This is a genomic window from Paenibacillus sp. PL91, from assembly GCF_012935325.2.
GTDB lineage: Bacteria > Bacillota > Bacilli > Paenibacillales > Paenibacillaceae > Pristimantibacillus.
The window spans coordinates 654055-673900 of sequence record NZ_JABBYG020000001.1 but is presented as its reverse complement, the minus strand read 5'-3'; the positions used below and the strand labels follow the sequence as shown (position 1 = coordinate 673900).

Below are 19846 nucleotides of genomic sequence, written 5' to 3'. Positions count from 1 at the left end.
ACGCATCGTTCGTTTTCCTATAGTTAATATCATTAATTACATACGCAAGCTAACTAAAGCTTTGCTTCCCACGCAGTAAACATTAGATATTCATTATAACAAGCGGAACAGATGTGCGCCATAACCGAAACGGTATAGCCAGGAAAGAACAAAAAGCACTCGCATGGAAGGAAGAAAGGTATACGTTTTCAATTGAGCAAAGCCATAAACGAATGAACGGAAAGAATTACAGCGGAAGCCGCCATTTGATGCGAATATCCGAGTTCTCATCCCACGTCGTTCCGCGCCTTGCCGCCTCGAATAGCGGCTCAATGTAGGGGGCAAGCGCGGGATAGCTTGAAGTATTAGCAATGGATTTGGCGAGGCCGTCTAGGCAGCCAGCGAGCTCGGAGCGGTCGCCCGCGTAATAAGCTTCAACATACCGCTCCTCCAGAGCTGGCATGTAAGTGAGGTTTAGCGCTTCGCGGGCGCATAGCAGCACTAACGCGAAGCAGGCTTTGGCCGCTGCCGGCGAGACGAGCCAGCTTGGCAGCGTCCGGTATTCGAACCCGCCATGCGGCTGCTGGCGGAAGTCCCCGAGCGTACCGTAGCGGGGACGGCGGGCCCGCCCGGCGGGGTCCTCTACGAGAGCGAGCGGGAATGCCGCGTAGCTGTCCAGCAAGCGGAGCAAGCGGCTCGTTAGCGGCGCTCCGCTGAGGTGAATGTGCCCTCCGAGCGCGAGCCCCGGCACGGGCATGGCTCCTGCGGCCCAGCGTAGAGCGGGCTCGCTGATGCGATCGGCGGCGCGCAGCAGGAGCCGCCGCACGTTCGCGGCGAGCGCGGCCGGGTCCTCGGCCGGCTCGGGCCGCAGCTCGGCGACGGGATACAGCAGCCGTCGCCCCACAAGCACGGCGTCGGCCCCGGCTGCCCCGCCGACGCCAGCGCCAAAAAAACGCGACGCCGCCGCAACCTTGCCGGCCGGCGTCACAAGCACAAACTCCGGATCGGCGCCTATTAGCAGCTGCCGATCCACTGCCCCAGCTCCCGCCGCCGCATGCCATGCGGCGAATCGCTTCAATGCCGCCGCCTCCAGCCTCGTATCCCTCAGCTTCGGCCAGGCAGCGCGGACGGCTGTGCGCCCGTCCCCGCCAAGGGCAACCTCGGCCTCACCGATATCGAGGCCTAGCGTGTACAGCGCATATATCGCTGTACGCACCACCCGCCGCAGCGCCGGGTCCTCCGGCCAGCCGCCGGTTCCAGCTGCCAGCAGCGGCTTGCTTGGCATCGTTTTGCCTGCGGCGTCGATGCGCTGCATCTCCACCGGCTCCAAATGAACGATGCCAACGCGGAACAAACGCTCGCTCTCTATGGGTGGGCCGCCGCAAAGACCCGCCCTTCTCCAAATATGCTGCTTCTCTGCGTCCGTCATCTTAACAGCGTTGTAGCCATTGACGTTCAGCACCCAAGCGCCCGGAAACCGGCTGCAATCGATCGATCGGGAATCCGACCACGCGATTACCGCATCACCGGCGAGCACGTCTGTCCATGGCCTCGAACGAAGCGGCTTACCGTTCCGCTCGCCTGAGACATCCGGAGCATTTCCGCTAAACGCAACACTCTCCAGCCGATCGTAGCTGCCTCGCCATATCCACGTCGAAGCCATCTGCTTCCCGCCTTTAATCATTTTTTACATGAATGGTAGCCATGCCTCAAAAGATTTCAAAAAAAAAGAGGGCTTTCGCCCTCGAATTTGCTGCAACCGCAGCATATGATACCTTAGACAGCAAAGCTTCCCGGCTTGCTTACAGCTCGTCGTCCAGCAAATCTGGATCCAAATCCTCATAATCGTTATCGCCGAGGCTGAACTCCAAATCCTTGCCGTCCAGGTCGCCGCAACCGCCTGGAAGTACTGCTACGCAAACCTTAGTCTCGGCGACTAGCTCCACCGAAAACTCACGCTCTACACGAATCACTACGCCAGAGCCGTTCGAAGAAATATTCGCTTCGATACAGTTTGGCTCCTGAATCACGTCGGCTGACACTTCCACTGTAGAAGGCCGATGCTTCGGATCTACATAGGAGAGGTTGACATGCTCGACGTAATGCACGGATTCCTTAGCTACGTCTGTCTGCGAGTTTTTGCTGTACGAATACCAAATGTTGATATCGTAAGTACCAATTACCTCAATGCCGTCGCCCGAACGAACCGCTTCATACTGATGGTTGATTATCCATGCGCCCAGAATACTGGTCGGATGATGAGGCGGCGTTACGGTATGGGTTACAGTGGAAAACTTACGACCTTTGCCGCAGACAGCTTTCGTAATTATTTCTCTGTACTGGAGCTGCTTATCTGCAATAGTCATTGATTTAACCTCCTCCATACAATCATTCATTTAAAGTGTATGCAGGACATTCGTCTAGGGTGACTGTTTATTTTCTCGAAATATAAGATTATATAAGTTTCATACTTATAGCGATCCATATAGATCTTTGCGGAACGTATACTAGACCGCCCAAGGCCTTCATATCGCCGTTACGCTTGGAAATATAAGAATACATAAGTCTCACACTTATACCGATGCTTATATTTCTCAGCTATACGTATGCTGCGCCGCCTTAGTAGACGTCAGCCGTATACGCTTGAAATACAAGATATTACAGTTTGAAACTATAATTTCGCTTGTATTTCTACGCGATACGATAGCTGCGTCTCCCTTGCCGCCACAGCCGTATACGCTTGCCTTCGCAACGAATTTTTCCCTTTACATTCTATGGCTGAAGTTCGGACGACATGACTTTTCTTTTTTTTAATCGCTTCGCAATGGCTAAATACCGCTCCAGCTCTCGCAGCAGCATGAGAAGCGAAGCGCGCACCTCGAACTCATCGCGTGTTTTTGGCAGCTCCATCGCTTGGAAATCTTGCGCCAGCTTCGCAAGCCGGTCTTCAACATTTCCTTTGTACACATCGGATTTCACATCGCTCGAGAGCTGCTCCAGCAAATCGGCAATCATGACCGCTTGCGGAAATTTCTGATAGACGAAAGCCAGCTCAACTAGCATCTGCTGCACCGATTCAAGCTGCTGCCTTCGCATCTCAAAATAGGTAGACCAGTACTCCTCTTGACCCCATAGCCGATTTTCCCGATTTCGAACGGATTGGACAGCGCCTTCGTCAATGGCTCTGAAAGCTTCCAATATTTCGCCGCCATTCCACACATGCGCTGGATTACGCAGCGTGTACGCCATTTCTTGAAAAATAATGCCGAAGTTTTGCTCAATCGCTGAACGATAAGAGCTAAGACGATGCTCATCCTTCGGCATATAGATGATATTCAAGATCGTTGCCCATCCAAGTCCGGCGAACAGCAGCATGATTTCATTGCCGATAACCCACGTGGTTACCTCAGCGTGGTTAAATAGATGAAAGACAATAACAGAGCTTGTGACGATACCATCCTTCAATTGAAATCGCGACAAAATAGGAAAGGTGATCAGAATAAATACGGCAACCGCCCAAATGTGAAAACCGAACAGCGTAAAGATAAGCGATGCAAAAAAAAGTCCAAGCACCGAGGCGATAAATCGCACAAATGCGCTCTTCAGTCCTTTCATCCGCGTCACTTCAACGCCGAGTATAGCAAGTATACCGGCGCCAAGCGGCGGCTCCAGCCCAAAATATACAGCAGTATAAATGGCTGCGATGGCGGCTAGCGCCGTTTTGATAATACGAATGCCCATGAATCAACCTCGCGTACAGTAGGATTTATTTCTACATCCTACCGCTCGCGCCAGCCAGCCGTCAACCGCCGCTCTAGCGCAGCAACGAGCTGATACATAACCGTTGCGACTACCGCGATAACAATTAGGCTGGATAATACGAGTGTAAAGTTGAAAACCTGAAAGCCATAAATAATTAAATAGCCAAGTCCGAGCTTCGCAACGAGAAACTCGCCAACGATCACACCAATCCACGCCAAACCGACATTTACCTTCAAGGTGGATATAATAACGGGGAAGGAGCCAGGCAAAATAACAAGCTTAAACAATTGCATGCGGGAGGCTCCGAACAGTCTGACTACCTTGATATAACCTGTGTCAATCTCTCGAAAACGATTGTATATATTTAATGTCGTTATAATAACGGTAACCGACAAGGTGATCGCCACGATCGACATAAAGCCCGGACCAAGCCCTACGATGAAGATCGGGCCAAGCGCCACCTTCGGCATACTGTTAAGCACGACCAAATAAGGATCAAACACTCTCGACAAAAACGGGAACCACCACAGCGCCGCAGCAATTGCGGTCCCAAGCAGCGTTCCAAGCACAAAACCGACAATCGTTTCCGTAACCGTCATGCCGACATGCGGCCAGATCGTACCGTCCATCATCGTTTTCCAAAGCTGTAAAAACATTTTGGACGGATAACTGAACAGCAAAGGATCAATCCAATCATTGCGCCCTGCCGCTTCCCACAGACTTACAAATAAAAGGAGAAGGACAGTCTGGGTTGCCACTACTGCTGCCGTAATGCGCCGCTTCCTCTCCTTGAAGCGGGTATGAAGATCGCTCATCCAGTTGCTCCGATCCTCCTGAATGCCGGATATAGCCGCGGCTTCCGGCTCTTCCGCCTTCATAAGCTCCGGCTTCTTGCGATCATCCATGCTGTCCACCTCCTTCCAATTCGTCCTTATCCAATTCCGCCCATAAGCGCTCGAACAGCTCTTGGAAGCCCGGCAGCTTGCGTGCCGCCATCGGCGCTGCCCGGCGAATATCCTCGGGTATTTCGACCTCGCGTCTAATATGGCCCGGGTTGCGGCCAAGCACGATCACGCGATCGCTCATCGCAGCTGCTTCCGCCAAATCATGCGTCACGAGAACGGCCGTTTTGCCAAGACGCTTCAGCGTCTGATGGACCAAATCCTCAAGCTGTAGCTTTATATGAAGGTCAAGCGCCGAGAACGGCTCATCGAGCAGAAGCACCTCCGGCTCTGTCGCAAGCGTTCTTGCCAGCGCTACCCGCTGCCGCATGCCCCCTGACAGCTCATGCGGATATCTTCGGCCTGAATCAGGCAAGCCAAGCTCGACTAGCAGCTTATCTACGGCTTGCAGCGCCTTCTCTGTCTTGTGGCCGCTAATTTCTAGTCCGACTGCGGCGTTTTCTCTTATCGAACGCCATGGAAACAAATAATCTTGCTGCAGCATATAGCCTACTTTAGGCGAGGGGCCGACGACCCGCTCGCCATTAAGCAGTACTTGACCCTTTGTCGGAGGAAACAAGCCTGCGAGCAAGCTGAGCACGGTCGTCTTTCCGCAGCCGCTTGGTCCGACCAGGCTAATGAACTCCCCGCGATCAACCGTCAGCTCTATTTGCTCAACCGCGAGCGAGGCTCCCTTCTCATTCACATAAACATGTGATAATTGCTGCAGCTCAAGCACCGGTACATGAGTCATGCCTAAGCCTCCATTTCCTGCCCTCGCGGTCATTTCACCGCTTCGATCGCTTTTTCAGCAAAGCTTGTATCTACCAGCTCGCTATGCTCCGTGCGTTTTTCCAGCTCACCCGCTGTCGTAATGACGTCGAGGAGGTTATTCCATTCCGCTTCGTCAATGATCGGATCAGCTGCGAACGAGCCCTGCTGCTTGTAACGATCGATCGAGCTTTTTAAAATATCGCGATCTACATTTTCAAAATAAGGAAGCACGACTTCCGTAATCGCTTCAGCATCGTTGTTCTGAACCCATAGCTGTGCTTTGTGGATCGCATTCGTGAACGATTGAACGGCTTTTTTATTTTTCTTGATGTAGCTTTGCTTCGCCATGAAGACCGTGTAAGGCAGATGCCCGCTTTCAGCGCCAAATGATGCGACAACTTGACCTTTGCCTTCCTTCTCAAAAATCGAAGCCGTCGGCTCGAATAACTGGACATAATCGCCTGTTCCTGACGCAAATGCTGCCGGAATGTTCGCAAAATCAACATTTTGGATCAGCTCCAAATCAGCCTTCGGATCGATGCCCAGCTTCTTCAGCGCAAATTCGCCAGCCATCTGCGGCATGCCGCCTTTTCTCTGTCCTAGAAAAACACTTCCCTTTAACGAATTCCAATCAAAATTGGCGTCCGCCTCTCTGGCTACAAGAAATGTCCCGTCGGTTTGCGTAAGCTGAGCAAAGTTGATGATCGGGTCGTCCGTCCCTTGCTGATAAACGTAAATGGACGTTTCTGAGCCGACTAGCGCAACGTCAATGGCATTCGAGAGCAATGCCGTCATCGTTTTATCGCCGCCCGGCGTCGTCGTCAATTCCACATCCAGCCCTTCCTCTTCAAAGTATCCCTTCGCAACCGCAACATACTCCGGCGCATAAAACAGTGATCGCGTTACTTCTCCGATTCGGATTTTCACTTTACCCGAATCGCCATTGCCGCAACCTGCCAAAATAGCAGTCATGACGAGTGCTAAACAAAGCAGCAGCGACAATACCATACGTCTTTTCATTTTGGGTCCCTCCTGCGCATTTGCGTTTAAATAGATGTACTCCAGCCTATGCGGTAGTGCCATAGGCGGTGAATGCGCGCAAAAAAAGAAGGCTGCCCGCGTGTCGTCTTTTTGACGATCGGGCAGCCTTCTATTCGTACTTCGATCATGGCTCTATTGAATGACAGCTTACAGCTTATAAATATCTGAATATTTGTTCGTTAAATACGTAACCAGATGCTGTGGGTCCAGCGGCTTGCCTGTTACGCTCTGAATAAGCTCAGAAGGCGTTCTCAGCTTGCCGTATTTGTAAATGCGCTCGGTGAGCCATTTTTTGATCGGCAGCAAATCGCCGTTGCCTACGTTCGTCCAGAAGCCCTGCAGCTCACGCTCCATCGTGTCTGCAATCTGTGCCGCGTACATATTGCCAAGCGAATAGGATGGGAAGTAGCCGAATGCTCCGCCTGACCAGTGCACGTCCTGAAGCACGCCTTCCGCATCATTAGGCGGCGTCACGCCCAAATACTCTTTATATTTCTCATTCCAAATCGCGGGCAAATCAGCTGCCTTCACGCCTTCATTGAAGATGAGCTTCTCCATTTCGTAACGAATAATAATATGCAGGTTGTATGTCAGCTCATCGGCTTCAATACGGATAAGCGATGGCTGAACGACGTTGTTTCCGCGATAAAACTGATCGACGCTAACATCTAGCTGACCAGGAAAGCGCTTCTGCAGCTCACCGAAATAGCGATTCCAGAAAGGCCGGCTGCGGCCGATCACATTTTCCCAGAAGCGGGATTGCGACTCATGGATACCCATGGAAGTGCCAGTGCAGAGCGTCGTCCCGATCAGCTCTTCCATAATATTTTGCTCATAGAGAGCGTGGCCGCCTTCATGAATTGTTCCAAATAGAGCGCTCGTGACATCGTCTTCCAGATAACGTGTCGTTATGCGCACATCTCCTGGGCTTAGTCCAGTTGCAAATGGATGCACGCTTTCATCCAGACGTCCCGCTTCGAAGTTATAGCCCATTTGCTCCAGTATGTACAAGCTGAATGCTTTTTGTGCTGATTTATCGTAATTTTGCTTTAAGAAAGAGGCATCCGGCTGGTGCGGTGAACTTGCGATCGCTGCTGCTAGCGGCACTAGCTGTGCACGCAAGCCGCCGAATACGCGGTCGAGTTCAGCTACCGTCATGCCTGGCTCGTATTGATCAAGAAGCGTATCATAGCGAGTCGCTTTTGGGCCCCAAAGATCTATAAATTGGTTCGTATATGAAATGACCTTCTCTAAATACGGCTGGAAGCTTGCATAATCATTATTTTCCTTCGCTTCCTCCCACTTCGATTCGGATTGTGAGGATAGAACGACGTATTCTTGATAAAGCTTAGGAGGGATTTTGACACTGCGGTCATATTCCTTGCGAGTCTCTGCGACAAGTCTCTGATCGATTTCCGTAAGCTCCGAATAGACCGAGCTTTCTTCAAGCGTTGACAGCCATTCTCCGAGCTCAGGTGAAGTAGAAAGCTTAAATTGGTCGGCGGATAAGGCTCCTATAACCTCGGAACGATTATTCATCCCCTTGCGAGGTGCGCCCGTGCGCAAATCCCAGTAGAGAACCCCGAGCGCTTCTCCATAGCTGGATATTTTGCGAATCGTTTCTTTAAAGCTTTGCAGCGCTTCGTTATGATTTGTCGACATCAGTTATTCCGCCTTTCCATATTGGTATCGGATTAGTCCCATTCATCTGAACTTCACTTGATCTTCATTATTCCAATCCTTATAATCATCTTAAACCTGCTAGACATACTGTGCAATAGAGAGAAAGAGAGGGACCATATGCATATCCTATTTTCGAAAGCAGCTGTTGATCGGTTATCTCCCTATTTAGAAGACGGAAAAAATCAACTAAAGCTGCTTCATGATACGGAGGGCTGCGGCTGTGTCGTTAGCGGCGTTCCGGCGCTTCAGCTCATTAGCGAGCCATCGGTCGACGACAAGCTTGCGCAAGGCGAACCATTCCCCTTCTATTACGAACCTCGGCATGAGATTTTTTATGAGCCACAGCTCCGGATCGATTACAACGCGGTAAATGACAGCTTTAGCCTAAAGAGCAACAGCCAAATCTATACGGTTAACCTTCGATTCCTAACTAAAGGAAGTGCAGCATGAACAAAATCGACGAAATTTTATCCTATAACCAACGATTTGTAGAAGACCGCGAATACGAAAAATATGCAACGAGCAAATATCCGAACAAACGTATGGTTATTGTCACCTGCATGGATACGCGTCTAACCGAAATGCTTCCCAAAGCGATGAATCTCAAAAATGGCGACGCCAAAATTATTAAAAACGCCGGCGCGATTGTCACTCAACCCTTCGGCAACATCATGCGGAGTGTCCTCGTTGCATTATATGAGCTGCAAGCTGATGAAGTTTTTGTCGTGGGCCACACGAACTGCGGCATGACCGGACTAAATCCCGAGCTCATTATCCAGCATATGGAAGAACGCGGCGTTTCAACCGATACCATTACTACGCTCAAGCACTCCGGGCTAAATCTAATGCGCTGGCTGACTGGCTTCGACAACGTGCGGGACAGCGTTATAAATAGCGTAAGCATCATACGCAACCATCCATTGCTGCCGGCCAACATCCTCGTTCACGGATTAATCATTGATTCGGAAACAGGCGGACTTGAGCTGGTTGATGCAGCATATCAACAGGCTTAATAGAAACGGGAGCATAACGGCTGTTAAGACAGACCGTTGCGCTCCCGATTTTTTGCTGTATAGGCTTCCTTTCTTGCAGCGATAACATCAGAGCGGTCTCTTCTCGTATGCCGATGAATAATCGAATCATCGTCCAACGGACTTGGCGCACCCCATATTAAGCCTCGGCTTTCGCATGCTTCTTGACATAAAGAAGAGACCTTCAAGTTCACGATTTGTAAATTCAAATCCGTATACATCCTATCTTTCTCCGCCTGAAGCGCGGCAATTCTCGGAATCAATTGCTTTTGCAAGCTGTCCTTATCGATGCCAAGCTCCTCAAGCGGCGAAGCAGATAATTTACGCTGTGCTTGCGTTAGCATTTTTAAAGCTCCCCGCAAATTGCCTCTCCGTTCATGATAAAGTCCTACCGCCAGCTGGATAAGCCCTACCCAAGTATCCGCTAACGGATCTTCAGGGTGCTCCTTCCAATACTCCTCAAGCAGCTCATGACATTCAAAATAATCGCGAGATGCATGGAATTCAACCAAATAAGAGATATAAGCATTGGGAAAATTATTCATTTCATCCTCCATGCAAGCCGAAATTGCAATTACGCAATGTCATTATTTTATAAAAATATTAGCATATGTCGCTTATACTTTCATACATTTAAACCAATCCTATATTAATAAATGAAACCCGCACCCCCTATTAACCGTATTTTAGTTGGTAAACAATTGACTTATCAAGCATATCAGGAGGAGAAAAGACAGATGAAAAAGGGATTCATGGTCATGCTGGCATTCGCGCTATTCTTCACGTTAGGGTTCGGTCAATATGCCGATGCAAAACCACGCGGCGGCATTAAATCTCCAAAGCAAGGCGTTACGCAAAACCCAAAGAAATCAGAAAATGTAAGCCAAACTAATCCCGGCAAAAATGCGGGCACGACTGCAGGAACAACAAAACCAGGATTTTTTAGCGGCGGCAGCCTAATGAAAGGCTTAATGATCGGCGGCTTGGCTGGTCTGATGTTCGGCAGCTTGTTCGCCGGAATGGGCGCATTCGGCAATATTCTTGGTCTAATGATTAACTTGCTCGCTATATTCGCGATCATTATGCTAATCCGCGTAGCGTTCGTATATCTGCGCAGCAAGCGTAACCCGCCAGATCAACGGAGACCTTACTAATCGTGCGTATTTATACGGATGAAATTATAAACGCCATCTGCCTGAACATGGCCGATCGAAGAGGCGTAAGCCCTACGGACGTGGAAGTGCAGCTCTCATGGGAAGAGGAGTACGGATTTACGGCCGAGGTATGGGTAAAGGGCCGCAGCCAGTTCATCTTAGAGGCTAATATACTCGAGGCTATCGAGCAATATATGTATAAGCAATATAATCTCCGCGCCTTCCGCTCTAACATTACGCTGGACGCGGACGAAGAGTTTTGGGCAGACATTGCTGAGTAAGAACAAATAAGCATCCAGAAGCTTGCCTTTATCGTCTTGATAAAGCGGCTCGAGGATGCTTTTTTTGTGCTTTACCGAGTTCCATTCGTATGTTAATTATTACTAGTGAAATAATGATAGATTATAAGCAACCTCCCTACTCTTCTTGCGTCTAACTATAGAATTGCGAGAGGAGTGTGTGGAGACAGCTAATGAGAAAAAAAATGAGCGCAGCCTTGCTGCTGCTGCTGCTTTGCCAAACGGTAATGACAGGCACTGTCGGCATTGTAGAAGCAGCAGCGACGCAAATGACTAAGTTTCGAGTCTTTCAGAATGACCAAGCGCTGCGTGAATTCGCAACACAGGCACAGGCGATCGCTTATGCCAAAAACTTTGGTTACAGCCATGTCGAGAAAATTGCTGACCGCGGCTGGGTATGGGATAACTTTCCGCGTTACGTGATTTATCAAAATGGCCAGACCAATCCCAAATGGGCGTTTAGCACTTATGATCAAGCTTTGTCTGCCGCTAAGATGCTAACCAATGTACATATTCGCGATCTAGAAAACATCGGCTGGGCTTATCAAGCCTATGCGAAATTCAAGCTATACCAAGGCGACAATACTAAGGAGGGCTGGTCCTTCCTTACGCTTGCAGCAGCTAAACAAGAAGCCAAAAAATGGGGCAATGCGCATATTATCGATATGTCGACGAACAAATGGGTTTGGGGCAACCTAACGGACGCTCAAGTAAAAGCGCAGCGAGAGGCAAGGCCTATCTATCAAATGACGGTGGATGGGTTACCTGTCGAAGGGCAGCCTCTCTATTCCTTCCTCTTGGATGCAATCAATGCTTCGCTAACCATAGCAGGCAGTGAGGTGCTTAACACGGCAACAAACAAGGTGGTTCATTCGAACGTTCCGGACTATGTTGTTAAGCAAAATGGTACAATTGTCAGCGCCTCCATCAGCTTAAACGCCGCTGTAGAGTTCGCAAAAAAAATACCGAATGCCGAGGTTTATTTTAAAGACTATGTCTATTGGTCTGGCATTCCCTATCTCGCCGTTTATCAAGGAGAAAAAAAACTAAAAGCGTTTAATGCGCGAAGCAGCGCTATTGCTTTTGCAAAGGCTTACGCTAACAGCAGCGTAAGAACGAGCGAAGGCCGCAAAGTGTGGAGCAACTCCAAAGCCCTCGTCTATCTGGGATGGAATGGCAGCGCGACAAGCCAAACCGTTTTAAGTCAAGTGGCGAATACGCAAGGATTAACGATTGATTCTCCAACCTGGTTCGAGCTTGCCGCAGCCGATGGCTCTATTACGGACACATCCGACCAAGTCACTGCAAGCACACTCAAGAAGCAAGGCATTAAAGTGATGCCTCTTGTTCATAATCAATTTAATAGAAAGCTAACGGCAGCGTTTCTTGCTAACGCCTCAGCTCAGCAGAAATTTATTGGCAATCTTGCAGCTAAACTCTCAAAGCTTGGAGCAGCAGGCGTCAATCTCGACTTTGAGGAAGTGGCGGGCAGCGACCGCAAGGCATACACGACCTTCGTTACCTCACTTGCGAAAGCGGTGCATGCCAAAGGCATGCAGCTATCTATCGACCTGCCAAGAGGAAGCTTAAGCTGGAATCACCAAACTGCTTACGATCATGTTTCACTCTCAGCGGTAGTGGATACCGTTATCATTATGGCATATGACGAGCATTGGAGCGGGAGCAGCACGCCAGGCTCCGTCGCGGGCTTGAAATGGGCGGAGGACGGCGTAAAGCAATTTTTAAGCTATGGCATTCCACGGAGCAAACTCATGCTTGGCATTCCGTTCTATGTCAGAGAGTGGAAGCTCGATAGCAATAACAAGCTGGTCGGGAACCGTGCGATTTTTATGAAGGAAGTTCCTAAGCTAATCGCTGAAACAAACGCGCATGGCGTTTTGGACAAAGAATCAGGACAAATGAAATATAAATATGTCAAGGATGGCTATACCTACCTATTTTGGGCGGAAACCGAAGCCACGGTCAAAGCACGCATCAATATGGCAAAAGCTTACGATCTTGCCGGCGTGGCAGCATGGCGGCTTGGCTACGAGAGCTCTGGCCTATGGACGATGATGCTTCGAATGAAATAGCTAAAAATGCCCCCATTCTCTGCAAAAGGAGAATGGGGGCATCTCTATCATTGAACATGAAAAGATGTAAGCGGGTTTAGATCACAGGCTCTGCAGACGGAAAACGTATGACAACTTTTGTACCTAAGCCCGGCTTGCTCTCAAACGCGATTTTACCGTTTAAAGCCTCGACTATTCGAATCGTAACCATAATGCCAAGCCCTGTTCCCGTCTCCTTGGTCGTAAAAAAGGCCGTGCCTAAATTGTCCAAATCCTCCTTGGACATTCCTTTTCCCGTATCGATAATCTCAATGAAAATTTCCTCATGACGGTAATAGGCGTTGACGATTACTTCACCCGTATCTGGGATCGCCTCTACGCCATTTTTGATCAAATTCAATATCACTTGAGACAGCTTAGGTTTATCGGCCCATACAAAGAGATCGGTTTGGTTGCAGTTCAAATGCATTTGGACGTTTTGAATCAAGCCGTAGGAGTTCATAATCTCAAGCGTGCTGCTTAAAAAGCTGGAAACCTCGATGAGTTCAAGCTGGTCTGCCTGCGGTTTAGCCAGATTCAAATAATCGGTGATGATATATTCAGCCCGCTCCAATTCGGATAATGCGATTTTCAAATAATCTTTTTTCTTGTCATCTACCGACTCTTTGAGCAGTTGCAGAAAACCCTTTACTACCGTTAACGGATTACGCACCTCATGGGCAACCGACGCTGCGATTTGACTTACGATTTTCAGCTTTTCACTCCGCTCCAGCTCCAGCTTCAGCAGGTTGGACTCGATAATATGTTCATTCAAGAAGGAAGAAATACCCATCCCGATAAACGAAGCAGCAACGAGTAGTGAGATGTTTAGAAAGCTTGGTGAAACGAACTCCAGCGATTCTTGATGGGTCAGTATATAAATAAAAAAGGCAATAATGACGACAAAAGCGGAAATAAGCGATAAGAGCAAGGAAATAATGATCCTTTTGACCGCTTCATAATTTTGAAATGATTTTACAAAAAAGAAGTTTGGGCCTACGGTAACAAAAGAAATGAGTATCGAAAGGAATACAGCGTCTCCTGATAAATAAATTCGATACAACATGGCTACGGCTAAAGCTACAATTCCCGGAACATACTTTCCTGAGCTGTATATTATCGAAATAATTATCGGGATATTTCTCAAATCAGCTTGAAAGTCCCCCACCATTTGCACCGGCATAGCCATACAAAGTATGGCAGATAATCCAAACATTAAACCATTGACTACTTGATAGCTAACGCTTTCAACTTTCTTTTTGCGATTAAAAAAGAACTGTTGAATAAAGATCGGAAACAATATGATAATGAGATGAATGAGCAATTGATTTAACATATCTATTTATTCATTCCCTCTCCTTTTACATAATTTTCCTAGTGCTTTTGAACTAACTATTTACAATTTATAATAGCACATATAATTGATACAGATCAGTAATAATCCCTAAATTCTACATATAATTTAATCTTTTTTATAATGTTTGATCCTATCTTATTTTCTTTGTTTATCCGTATGAACGTTAATTAAAATAACTCTATCCTGTGACAGAGACTTTGTAACAAAGTCACAGAGGGCGTCCATCATGTATGATAAAATACATCTGCCAGATAGCCCGATTTTGCAAGGAGATGAAAAAGATGAGTTCAACTGTACTTGCGTACATCCCTCAAATTATTTCATTGTTTCCAAGCTTATCCGATATTAGTGAACAAGATTGGAACACGAAAGGAATTGAAGTTTTGGAAATTATGCCGAACTTCATCATTCAAGAAGGACATTTTTTAGAACATGCGGTAATGCTCCTGGAAGGTACAGTAAGAATGTACAAAATCAGTTCCAGCGGCAGAGAAATAACTCTATATCGGATTAATGGCGGGGAATGTTGTCCTCTAATGATCTCCAGCATTTTAGGAGAAAGTGAGTATGAAGCTTCTGCTTGTATTGAAAAACCTTGCCTTGCACTATTGATTCCGATATTTACTTTCCGGGATTGGATGGACCAGCATCGAAACTTTCGCCTGTTTATGTTCAAGTCATTAGCCAATAGAATAATCATAATGTCCAACCTTCTGGACAGCATTAATTTCAAATCAATCCGTGGGCGGATTTCTGAATATTTAATTCAAATGACCATGGGCAGCAGCGGAACTCTCTCGATAACTCACGATGCGATGTCTATTGAACTTGGAACAGCCCGGGAAGTCATCAGCAGGACGTTGAAATTGCTTGAGAAAGAACAGCTTATTGCACTCTCGAGAGGAAAAATTTCGATTATCAATCGTGACGGGCTGGAAAACTATGTTGAATCATAAGGATCAGTAAGAAAGCCAATTGATCTATTCTATGTGACAAAGTTACGGTTCCTTTTATCCGGCGTTGTTATGATCAAACCTGTAGAGTACAACAAAACGAAACGGAGGAACAAACAATGAAAAACGTGGGTGGATCTGATCGAGTTATACGTATCCTATTAGGCATCGCACTTTTGTCTCTTTTTTACTTCTTAAGCGGGTACTGGAAACTGTTTGGTCTCACAGCTCTTCCATTCCTTGTCACTGGTTTGATGCAAAGATGCGGTATTAATAAATTACTTGGCCGCAACACATGCAGCATTCGCTAAACGATCGGAAAAGTTAATTCTATAGAGTTGCTAAAGTATATAAAATAACCCTCTGGGAACGCTGCTCACTTGTGCATCTGTTTCAAGAGGGATTTTTCGCTTAGTAAAAACAAATAATTGCTCAATAGGAAGACCTAAGACTCTGGACAAAGTAAATACTAATTGTAAACTAGGATCATAGTTGTTATTTCAGTGGAAATAATGGTTTTTCTTGACACCTTGCATTTCAAATCACTATTTACATAAATAACCTCGTTCAAGAAAAATACTACCAAGGCTTAGGAGAGCGAATGATGTCCAATATGCAACTCAAAAACGAAGAGCTAAAAGTGATATGCGCTGAAGATTGCGGAAACGCCCCAAAGAAAAAGCTGATCAAGGAATTCAACATCGCTTTTGCAAATTACGATATCGGGTTTATTAGTGAAAATATTTCAGGTGAAATTTGCTGGAATTTAGTCGGTGAGCAGCTGGTTATCCAAGGGAAAGATGTTCTAGCCGCAACGCTGGAACAAATGAAAAACAAAAAAATCATTGAATTGCAAATTACAAGCATCATCACGCACGGCAATACCGGAGCAGCAAACGGAGTAATAAAATATGAAAATGCCAAAACCTTCGCTTTTTGTAATGTATATATTTTCAGCAGTGCAGCTAAAAATGCCAAAATAAAAGACATCACCTCATACGTCATTGAAGTCCCATCATCTTAAGCTTCCCACATTAAAGAAAGACGTTAGGCAGCTGCCTAACGTCTAATCTACGGTTGTATGAGCTTCTCTTAATCACCATTATAATAAGGGGTCACTCGCAAAAAAATCGACTCTCTTCATCACATCAACAATGGAATACTGCTGCAAATATTCAATCGTTTTCTTCTCAGCTTCATAAAGAATCTTCTCAAGCTCCGTATCCAATTGTTGTCCAGCTTCTCCACAATCCACATCGTCCTCGGGCTCTGCGGAGCATGAATTTACAGCCGAGTATATATCGCCTAATGTAATCCGATCTGCGGGTTTCCTTAATGTATATCCTCCTTCTCTGCCTCCCTTGGACTCCACAATACCTGCTGTCGCTAATGCCTGCATCACTCTGCGCATAAAAGTGGCATGCGAATTGACTTGGTTAGCAATCATCGCGCTAGATAACAGGTTGCCGCTTTGCGCCAGCCAAACGATCGAATGAACGGCTATTTTAAAACGACCCTATGTTAATACCACGGTTTGCAGTACAAATTCACCTTTTCAGGAAAATCATCCGCCCTCACTGTCCCAATCGTCCTATTCTGCAAATAAATGACTTGAAATAAATCACAACAATTGTCCATTTACATTACTTTTTTATAACCGGTATCCATATTTCGCTTTTAAAAGCTGGTGAGCTTACATCTTTATGCTCGTTCCACAATAGCTCTGGTCCATTTGTTAGTTCGTAATTTGAAGATGGGAACCATTCGGAATAAATACGTCCCCACACCTCTTGAAGCGCAGCAGGAAACGGTCCAACTGCTTCGAATACGGCCCATGACAAAGCAGGCACCTCTAGCTGGGACAAGTTAGCAGGACACTCGCTCGTCGTTGCCACGCCGATATAATGATCAAGCTCGCCCTTTTCCTCCATTCTGCCTTCAGAAAAGTTGGTGGATGCGCTAAGTAAACCGAGCGGAACGACATTAGACAAACTTTTAAGCTTATTAATCAACTCTTCATTCAGGCTTTCCCACATCGAAGCTATTTCCTGGTTAACGCCATGGAATACAATCGGAACCCTTTTCTTAAGACCAATGATACGAAATGGTTCTTTTTCTTCAATACGATAGTTCATTTCACTGCCTCCTTTTATCGATAATTGAAAGCTCATTCGCGGAAAAGCTTTTAATGGCTGACCATTGTTTTTAGCCTCCGTGGGATTTACCCCATGCAAGCTTTGAAAAGCTCGCGTAAACGAGTCTGGTGAGCTGTAACCGTATTTAATAGCAAGATCAATAATCCTTATGCTGCTATTTGTCAGCTCAAGTGCTGCTAGAGTAAGGCGTCTCCGGCGAATATACTCCGATAGCGGGACGCCCGCAAGGAATGAGAACATTCTCTTAAAATGGTATTCCGAGCAATAGGCTCGCCTTGCCACTTCTTTAAAGTCAATCTCAGAAGTAAGATTTGCTTCAATATAATTTAATGCTTCATTCATGTTCGCAAGCGAATTCATCTAAAGCCTCCTTTCTCACACCATTAGATTAGCAGATTCTGCATCCCTCAATCCGACATTTCGTGCACGATAACAAAGGGTCATAAAGCGGCAAAACTTAAGCCTCGCTTAACGGCTTTATTTACAAAAAATATGAAATCGCATATTTGAATTGTTTCTTGTAAATGATACAATATGAAAGCGATATACCTATCGATATTAAACGATTGAGGAGTGAAACAAATGGCTGTCGATCCTTATCTTAACTTTAACGGAAATTGTCGTGAAGCAGTTGAATTTTACGCAGAGGTTTTTGGAACAGAAGAACCAAAATTTATGACCTTTGGTGACACTCCCCCTAGCCCAGAATATCCACTGCCAGAGGAAGCGAAAAGTTTGATTATGCATACGCGCCTTAACATCGTAGGAACGAATGTAATGTTTTCTGATGTATTTCCTGGCATGCCTTTTGTAGAAGGAAATAACATTAGCCTAGCAATTGTCCATAAGGACGTAGAAGAACTCAAATCTTTATTTCACAAATTGAAAGAAGGCGGCACGGTTGGCATGGAGCTTCAAGAAACGTTCTGGAGCAAATGCTACGGCAGCTTAAAAGATAAATTCGGAATTGAATGGCAATTTAACTATGACAATGGTGAAATGAACTTCTAATTGCAACCATACGACTATTATCAGCGATAGGGTATGGTGCTTTTCTTTTTTTGAAAAGCGCTGTATCCTTTTTTATTTAAACGAGCTCACGCCCTTCATTCCTCATTATACTTGACTTGCAAATCCGCCAAAGGCTCCACCAGCATTCTCCAGCGCTCAGGTATAACGATACCTTCCATTATGTATATAGCCCGTAAATACTCCGTTACATGGACAACCTGTTCTTCTATAAGAACCTCCTTTATTTCCGAAGCTTTTGTAGGCACTGTGTTGTTTATTCGTCTCTTGAAATCTTGAATCGGCAAAAACATATCCGGACTCTTCCTGTAGGAGCAACGGGCTGGAAACCGAGGCGCGCTCCCCGAGTCGTATTTAGATAACTTCACCGCTTGAAAATGCGCCAATAATAAAGAATAGGCATCAAATGCAAGTATGGCAAACTCTTCATCCGGTTCCCTTCGCGTGTAAGTCTCCAACATTTTCTGGCAATCCTTTAACGTAGGCCAAAAAAATACATGCTTGTCCAAGCATGCCCGAAATTGTTCCTGTGTAGTGGCAGCATCTATCATCTTTTCGGGAATTTTTAGATGCGCATTTATCGTTATCGTAAAATCATCATATTCCACTTGCTTGGCACTTGGCCGGCGCTCGCCTGCATTATGAGAATAGAGATTATAACTTGACAACAGCGCATCAAAATGTGCGATTGCCGGCAAATTCCTTCCTCTTGTAAAATGATAAAGCGTCGTTCTACTTTTCGCTTTCGTAATCGCAGATATTGTTGCTTCTCTCATACTCCCGCTCCATCAGTTCTATTTTGATATACGTAGGATTCCAAAAAAGCTACATTTCAAACCATTTTTAAGGATCGGTGTTTATGTCCCTTAGTTCATAAGTAAAGGAGCTGCTCAGCGGCAGCTCCTTTATGGTTGGATCTTCATGTTTTAAAATTGGAGTACCTTTTATGCAGGGTAACCTCCGCCAGGTGGCGGCCAAGCTCCATTTATTCGGCGAAGCAGTACGATTTCACCCAAATGATAGGAATTATGTGAAGCAATATTGCGTAAAATCCCTGCCTTCGTTTCTGTCGGAAAATGTTCAATCTTTTCGTCCAGCTGCGCCGACCGAGCAATCTGACAGGCTTTATCTATTCCATTCAGAAAATGCTCCACATTTGCCGTCCACTGTTCGTCATTCTCCGGACGTTCTTCGCTTGGCCAACTCTCCATGGCATGCGATGGCAATTCGGGCTTGCCCCCCTCAAGATAGGTTAACAAAAAGTTTTGCCAGTAGCTCATATGCTTTAATAGCTGATAGATGGTATATGGGGCTTCGCCGGTTCGTTTGCCTGCTAGCTCAGCGGTAATATCCGGCAATGCTTTAGCGATTGGAATATGACCGCGCTCTCCTATTAATGATTTCACGAGCGCTTCACCGAATGCTTGATTGGATTCATTCATACTCATCGTTGGTTCCTCACCTTCCGATAGGATTTATTTTTGACTGCGACGATCATGCGAACAAAGTAAAAGATTGCATTGAATTTTATGAAATTTAATTTTACAAAATCATAATACATCGCATTAATTCTAAA

General features: G+C 46.4%; 23 protein-coding genes. 10 read left to right on the top strand and 13 right to left on the bottom strand.

All coding sequences use genetic code 11. The features are described from left to right. Positions 1–226 precede the first annotated feature (226 nt). A complete protein-coding gene (locus tag HI950_RS03240; protein WP_317618301.1) occupies positions 227–1012 on the bottom strand; it encodes a putative amidoligase domain-containing protein in 786 nt (261 codons plus the stop codon). 100 nt (positions 1013–1112) lie between these two features. Here HI950_RS03240 and HI950_RS36610 point away from each other — a divergent pair, with 100 nt between their 5' ends. Further along, positions 1113–1313: a hypothetical protein gene (locus HI950_RS36610; protein ID WP_317618304.1), complete on the top strand. Its 201-nt coding sequence runs from the start codon at positions 1113–1115 to the stop codon at positions 1311–1313. A gap of 468 nt (positions 1314–1781) precedes the next feature. Here HI950_RS36610 and HI950_RS03235 read toward each other — a convergent pair whose 3' ends face one another. The 6 genes from HI950_RS03235 to HI950_RS03210 all read right to left on the bottom strand — a co-directional run bounded on the left by HI950_RS03235 (position 1782) and on the right by HI950_RS03210 (position 8159). Beyond that, complete coding sequence (locus HI950_RS03235) at positions 1782–2345, bottom strand: outer spore coat protein CotE (RefSeq protein ID WP_053376259.1); 564 nt, start codon at positions 2343–2345, stop codon at positions 1782–1784. A 406-nt stretch (positions 2346–2751) separates the two neighbouring features. Continuing rightward, positions 2752–3720, bottom strand: coding sequence for an aromatic acid exporter family protein (locus HI950_RS03230; protein WP_169081619.1), 969 nt, complete (start codon positions 3718–3720; stop codon positions 2752–2754). A 38-nt stretch (positions 3721–3758) separates the two neighbouring features. Beyond that, positions 3759–4646, bottom strand: a complete 888-nt coding sequence (locus HI950_RS03225) for an ABC transporter permease (protein ID WP_411268056.1) — start codon at positions 4644–4646, stop codon at positions 3759–3761. Beyond that, positions 4639–5436, bottom strand: coding sequence for an ABC transporter ATP-binding protein (locus HI950_RS03220; protein ID WP_169081620.1), 798 nt, complete (start codon positions 5434–5436; stop codon positions 4639–4641). Before HI950_RS03220 ends, HI950_RS03225 begins: the two co-directional genes overlap by 8 nt. Positions 5437–5465: 29 nt before the next feature. Further along, complete coding sequence (locus HI950_RS03215; RefSeq protein WP_169081621.1) at positions 5466–6476, bottom strand: ABC transporter substrate-binding protein; 1011 nt, start codon at positions 6474–6476, stop codon at positions 5466–5468. A gap of 168 nt (positions 6477–6644) precedes the next feature. After that, the gene (locus HI950_RS03210; RefSeq protein ID WP_169081622.1) at positions 6645–8159 is read right to left on the bottom strand and encodes a carboxypeptidase M32; all 1515 of its coding nucleotides are present in this window, start codon (positions 8157–8159) and stop codon (positions 6645–6647) included. A 138-nt stretch (positions 8160–8297) separates the two neighbouring features. Between HI950_RS03210 and HI950_RS03205 the strand changes: the two genes are divergently transcribed. Together HI950_RS03205 and HI950_RS03200 are read left to right on the top strand one after the other, a co-directional pair. Further along, complete coding sequence (locus tag HI950_RS03205) at positions 8298–8630, top strand: iron-sulfur cluster biosynthesis family protein (RefSeq protein ID WP_169081623.1); 333 nt, start codon at positions 8298–8300, stop codon at positions 8628–8630. Next, positions 8627–9193 (top strand): beta-class carbonic anhydrase, encoded by a 567-nt coding sequence (locus HI950_RS03200; protein WP_169081624.1) that lies wholly within the window; start codon positions 8627–8629, stop codon positions 9191–9193. The genes HI950_RS03205 and HI950_RS03200 overlap by 4 nt, the downstream gene beginning before the upstream one ends. 23 nt (positions 9194–9216) lie before the next feature. Here HI950_RS03200 and HI950_RS03195 read toward each other — a convergent pair whose 3' ends face one another. Continuing rightward, positions 9217–9756 carry a DUF309 domain-containing protein gene (locus HI950_RS03195; protein WP_169081625.1) on the bottom strand — a complete coding sequence of 180 codons (540 nt, stop codon included), beginning with the start codon at positions 9754–9756 and terminating at the stop codon, positions 9217–9219. A gap of 192 nt (positions 9757–9948) precedes the next feature. On the opposite strand from HI950_RS03195, the gene HI950_RS03190 reads away from it, so the two are divergent. The 3 genes from HI950_RS03190 to HI950_RS03180 all read left to right on the top strand — a co-directional run bounded on the left by HI950_RS03190 (position 9949) and on the right by HI950_RS03180 (position 12757). Continuing rightward, positions 9949–10365 carry a hypothetical protein gene (locus tag HI950_RS03190; protein WP_223285082.1) on the top strand — a complete coding sequence of 139 codons (417 nt, stop codon included), beginning with the start codon at positions 9949–9951 and terminating at the stop codon, positions 10363–10365. Further along, entirely contained in the window at positions 10365–10646 is a 282-nt protein-coding gene (locus tag HI950_RS03185) for a YxcD family protein (RefSeq protein WP_411268067.1), read from the top strand. The genes HI950_RS03190 and HI950_RS03185 overlap by 1 nt, the downstream gene beginning before the upstream one ends. Positions 10647–10837: 191 nt before the next feature. Next, complete coding sequence (locus HI950_RS03180) at positions 10838–12757, top strand: glycosyl hydrolase family 18 protein (RefSeq protein WP_169081627.1); 1920 nt, start codon at positions 10838–10840, stop codon at positions 12755–12757. A 76-nt stretch (positions 12758–12833) separates the two neighbouring features. Here HI950_RS03180 and HI950_RS03175 read toward each other — a convergent pair whose 3' ends face one another. After that, positions 12834–14111 carry an ATP-binding protein gene (locus HI950_RS03175; RefSeq protein ID WP_169081628.1) on the bottom strand — a complete coding sequence of 426 codons (1278 nt, stop codon included), beginning with the start codon at positions 14109–14111 and terminating at the stop codon, positions 12834–12836. Between the two features lie 302 nt (positions 14112–14413). Between HI950_RS03175 and HI950_RS03170 the strand changes: the two genes are divergently transcribed. The 3 genes from HI950_RS03170 to HI950_RS03160 all read left to right on the top strand — a co-directional run bounded on the left by HI950_RS03170 (position 14414) and on the right by HI950_RS03160 (position 16109). Continuing rightward, on the top strand, positions 14414–15088 hold the full coding sequence (locus HI950_RS03170; RefSeq protein ID WP_169081629.1) for a Crp/Fnr family transcriptional regulator: 675 nt from the start codon (positions 14414–14416) through the stop codon (positions 15086–15088). A 116-nt stretch (positions 15089–15204) separates the two neighbouring features. Beyond that, entirely contained in the window at positions 15205–15396 is a 192-nt protein-coding gene (locus tag HI950_RS03165; protein ID WP_169081630.1) for a YgaP family membrane protein, read from the top strand. A 293-nt stretch (positions 15397–15689) separates the two neighbouring features. Further along, the gene (locus HI950_RS03160; RefSeq protein WP_187768019.1) at positions 15690–16109 is read left to right on the top strand and encodes a nuclear transport factor 2 family protein; all 420 of its coding nucleotides are present in this window, start codon (positions 15690–15692) and stop codon (positions 16107–16109) included. Between the two features lie 78 nt (positions 16110–16187). Here the strand turns inward: HI950_RS03160 and HI950_RS03155 are convergent, their stop codons facing one another. Together HI950_RS03155 and HI950_RS03150 are read right to left on the bottom strand one after the other, a co-directional pair. After that, the gene (locus tag HI950_RS03155) at positions 16188–16547 is read right to left on the bottom strand and encodes an RrF2 family transcriptional regulator (RefSeq protein ID WP_262985661.1); all 360 of its coding nucleotides are present in this window, start codon (positions 16545–16547) and stop codon (positions 16188–16190) included. 181 nt (positions 16548–16728) lie between these two features. Further along, entirely contained in the window at positions 16729–17601 is an 873-nt protein-coding gene (locus tag HI950_RS03150; RefSeq protein WP_169081632.1) for an AraC family transcriptional regulator, read from the bottom strand. 222 nt (positions 17602–17823) lie between these two features. On the opposite strand from HI950_RS03150, the gene HI950_RS03145 reads away from it, so the two are divergent. Next, positions 17824–18252 (top strand): VOC family protein, encoded by a 429-nt coding sequence (locus HI950_RS03145; protein WP_169081633.1) that lies wholly within the window; start codon positions 17824–17826, stop codon positions 18250–18252. Between the two features lie 95 nt (positions 18253–18347). Here the strand turns inward: HI950_RS03145 and HI950_RS03140 are convergent, their stop codons facing one another. Beyond that, positions 18348–19046: a DUF7002 family protein gene (locus tag HI950_RS03140; protein ID WP_169081634.1), complete on the bottom strand. Its 699-nt coding sequence runs from the start codon at positions 19044–19046 to the stop codon at positions 18348–18350. A 168-nt stretch (positions 19047–19214) separates the two neighbouring features. After that, positions 19215–19712, bottom strand: coding sequence for a DinB family protein (locus tag HI950_RS03135; protein WP_169082213.1), 498 nt, complete (start codon positions 19710–19712; stop codon positions 19215–19217). Positions 19713–19846 lie beyond the last annotated feature (134 nt).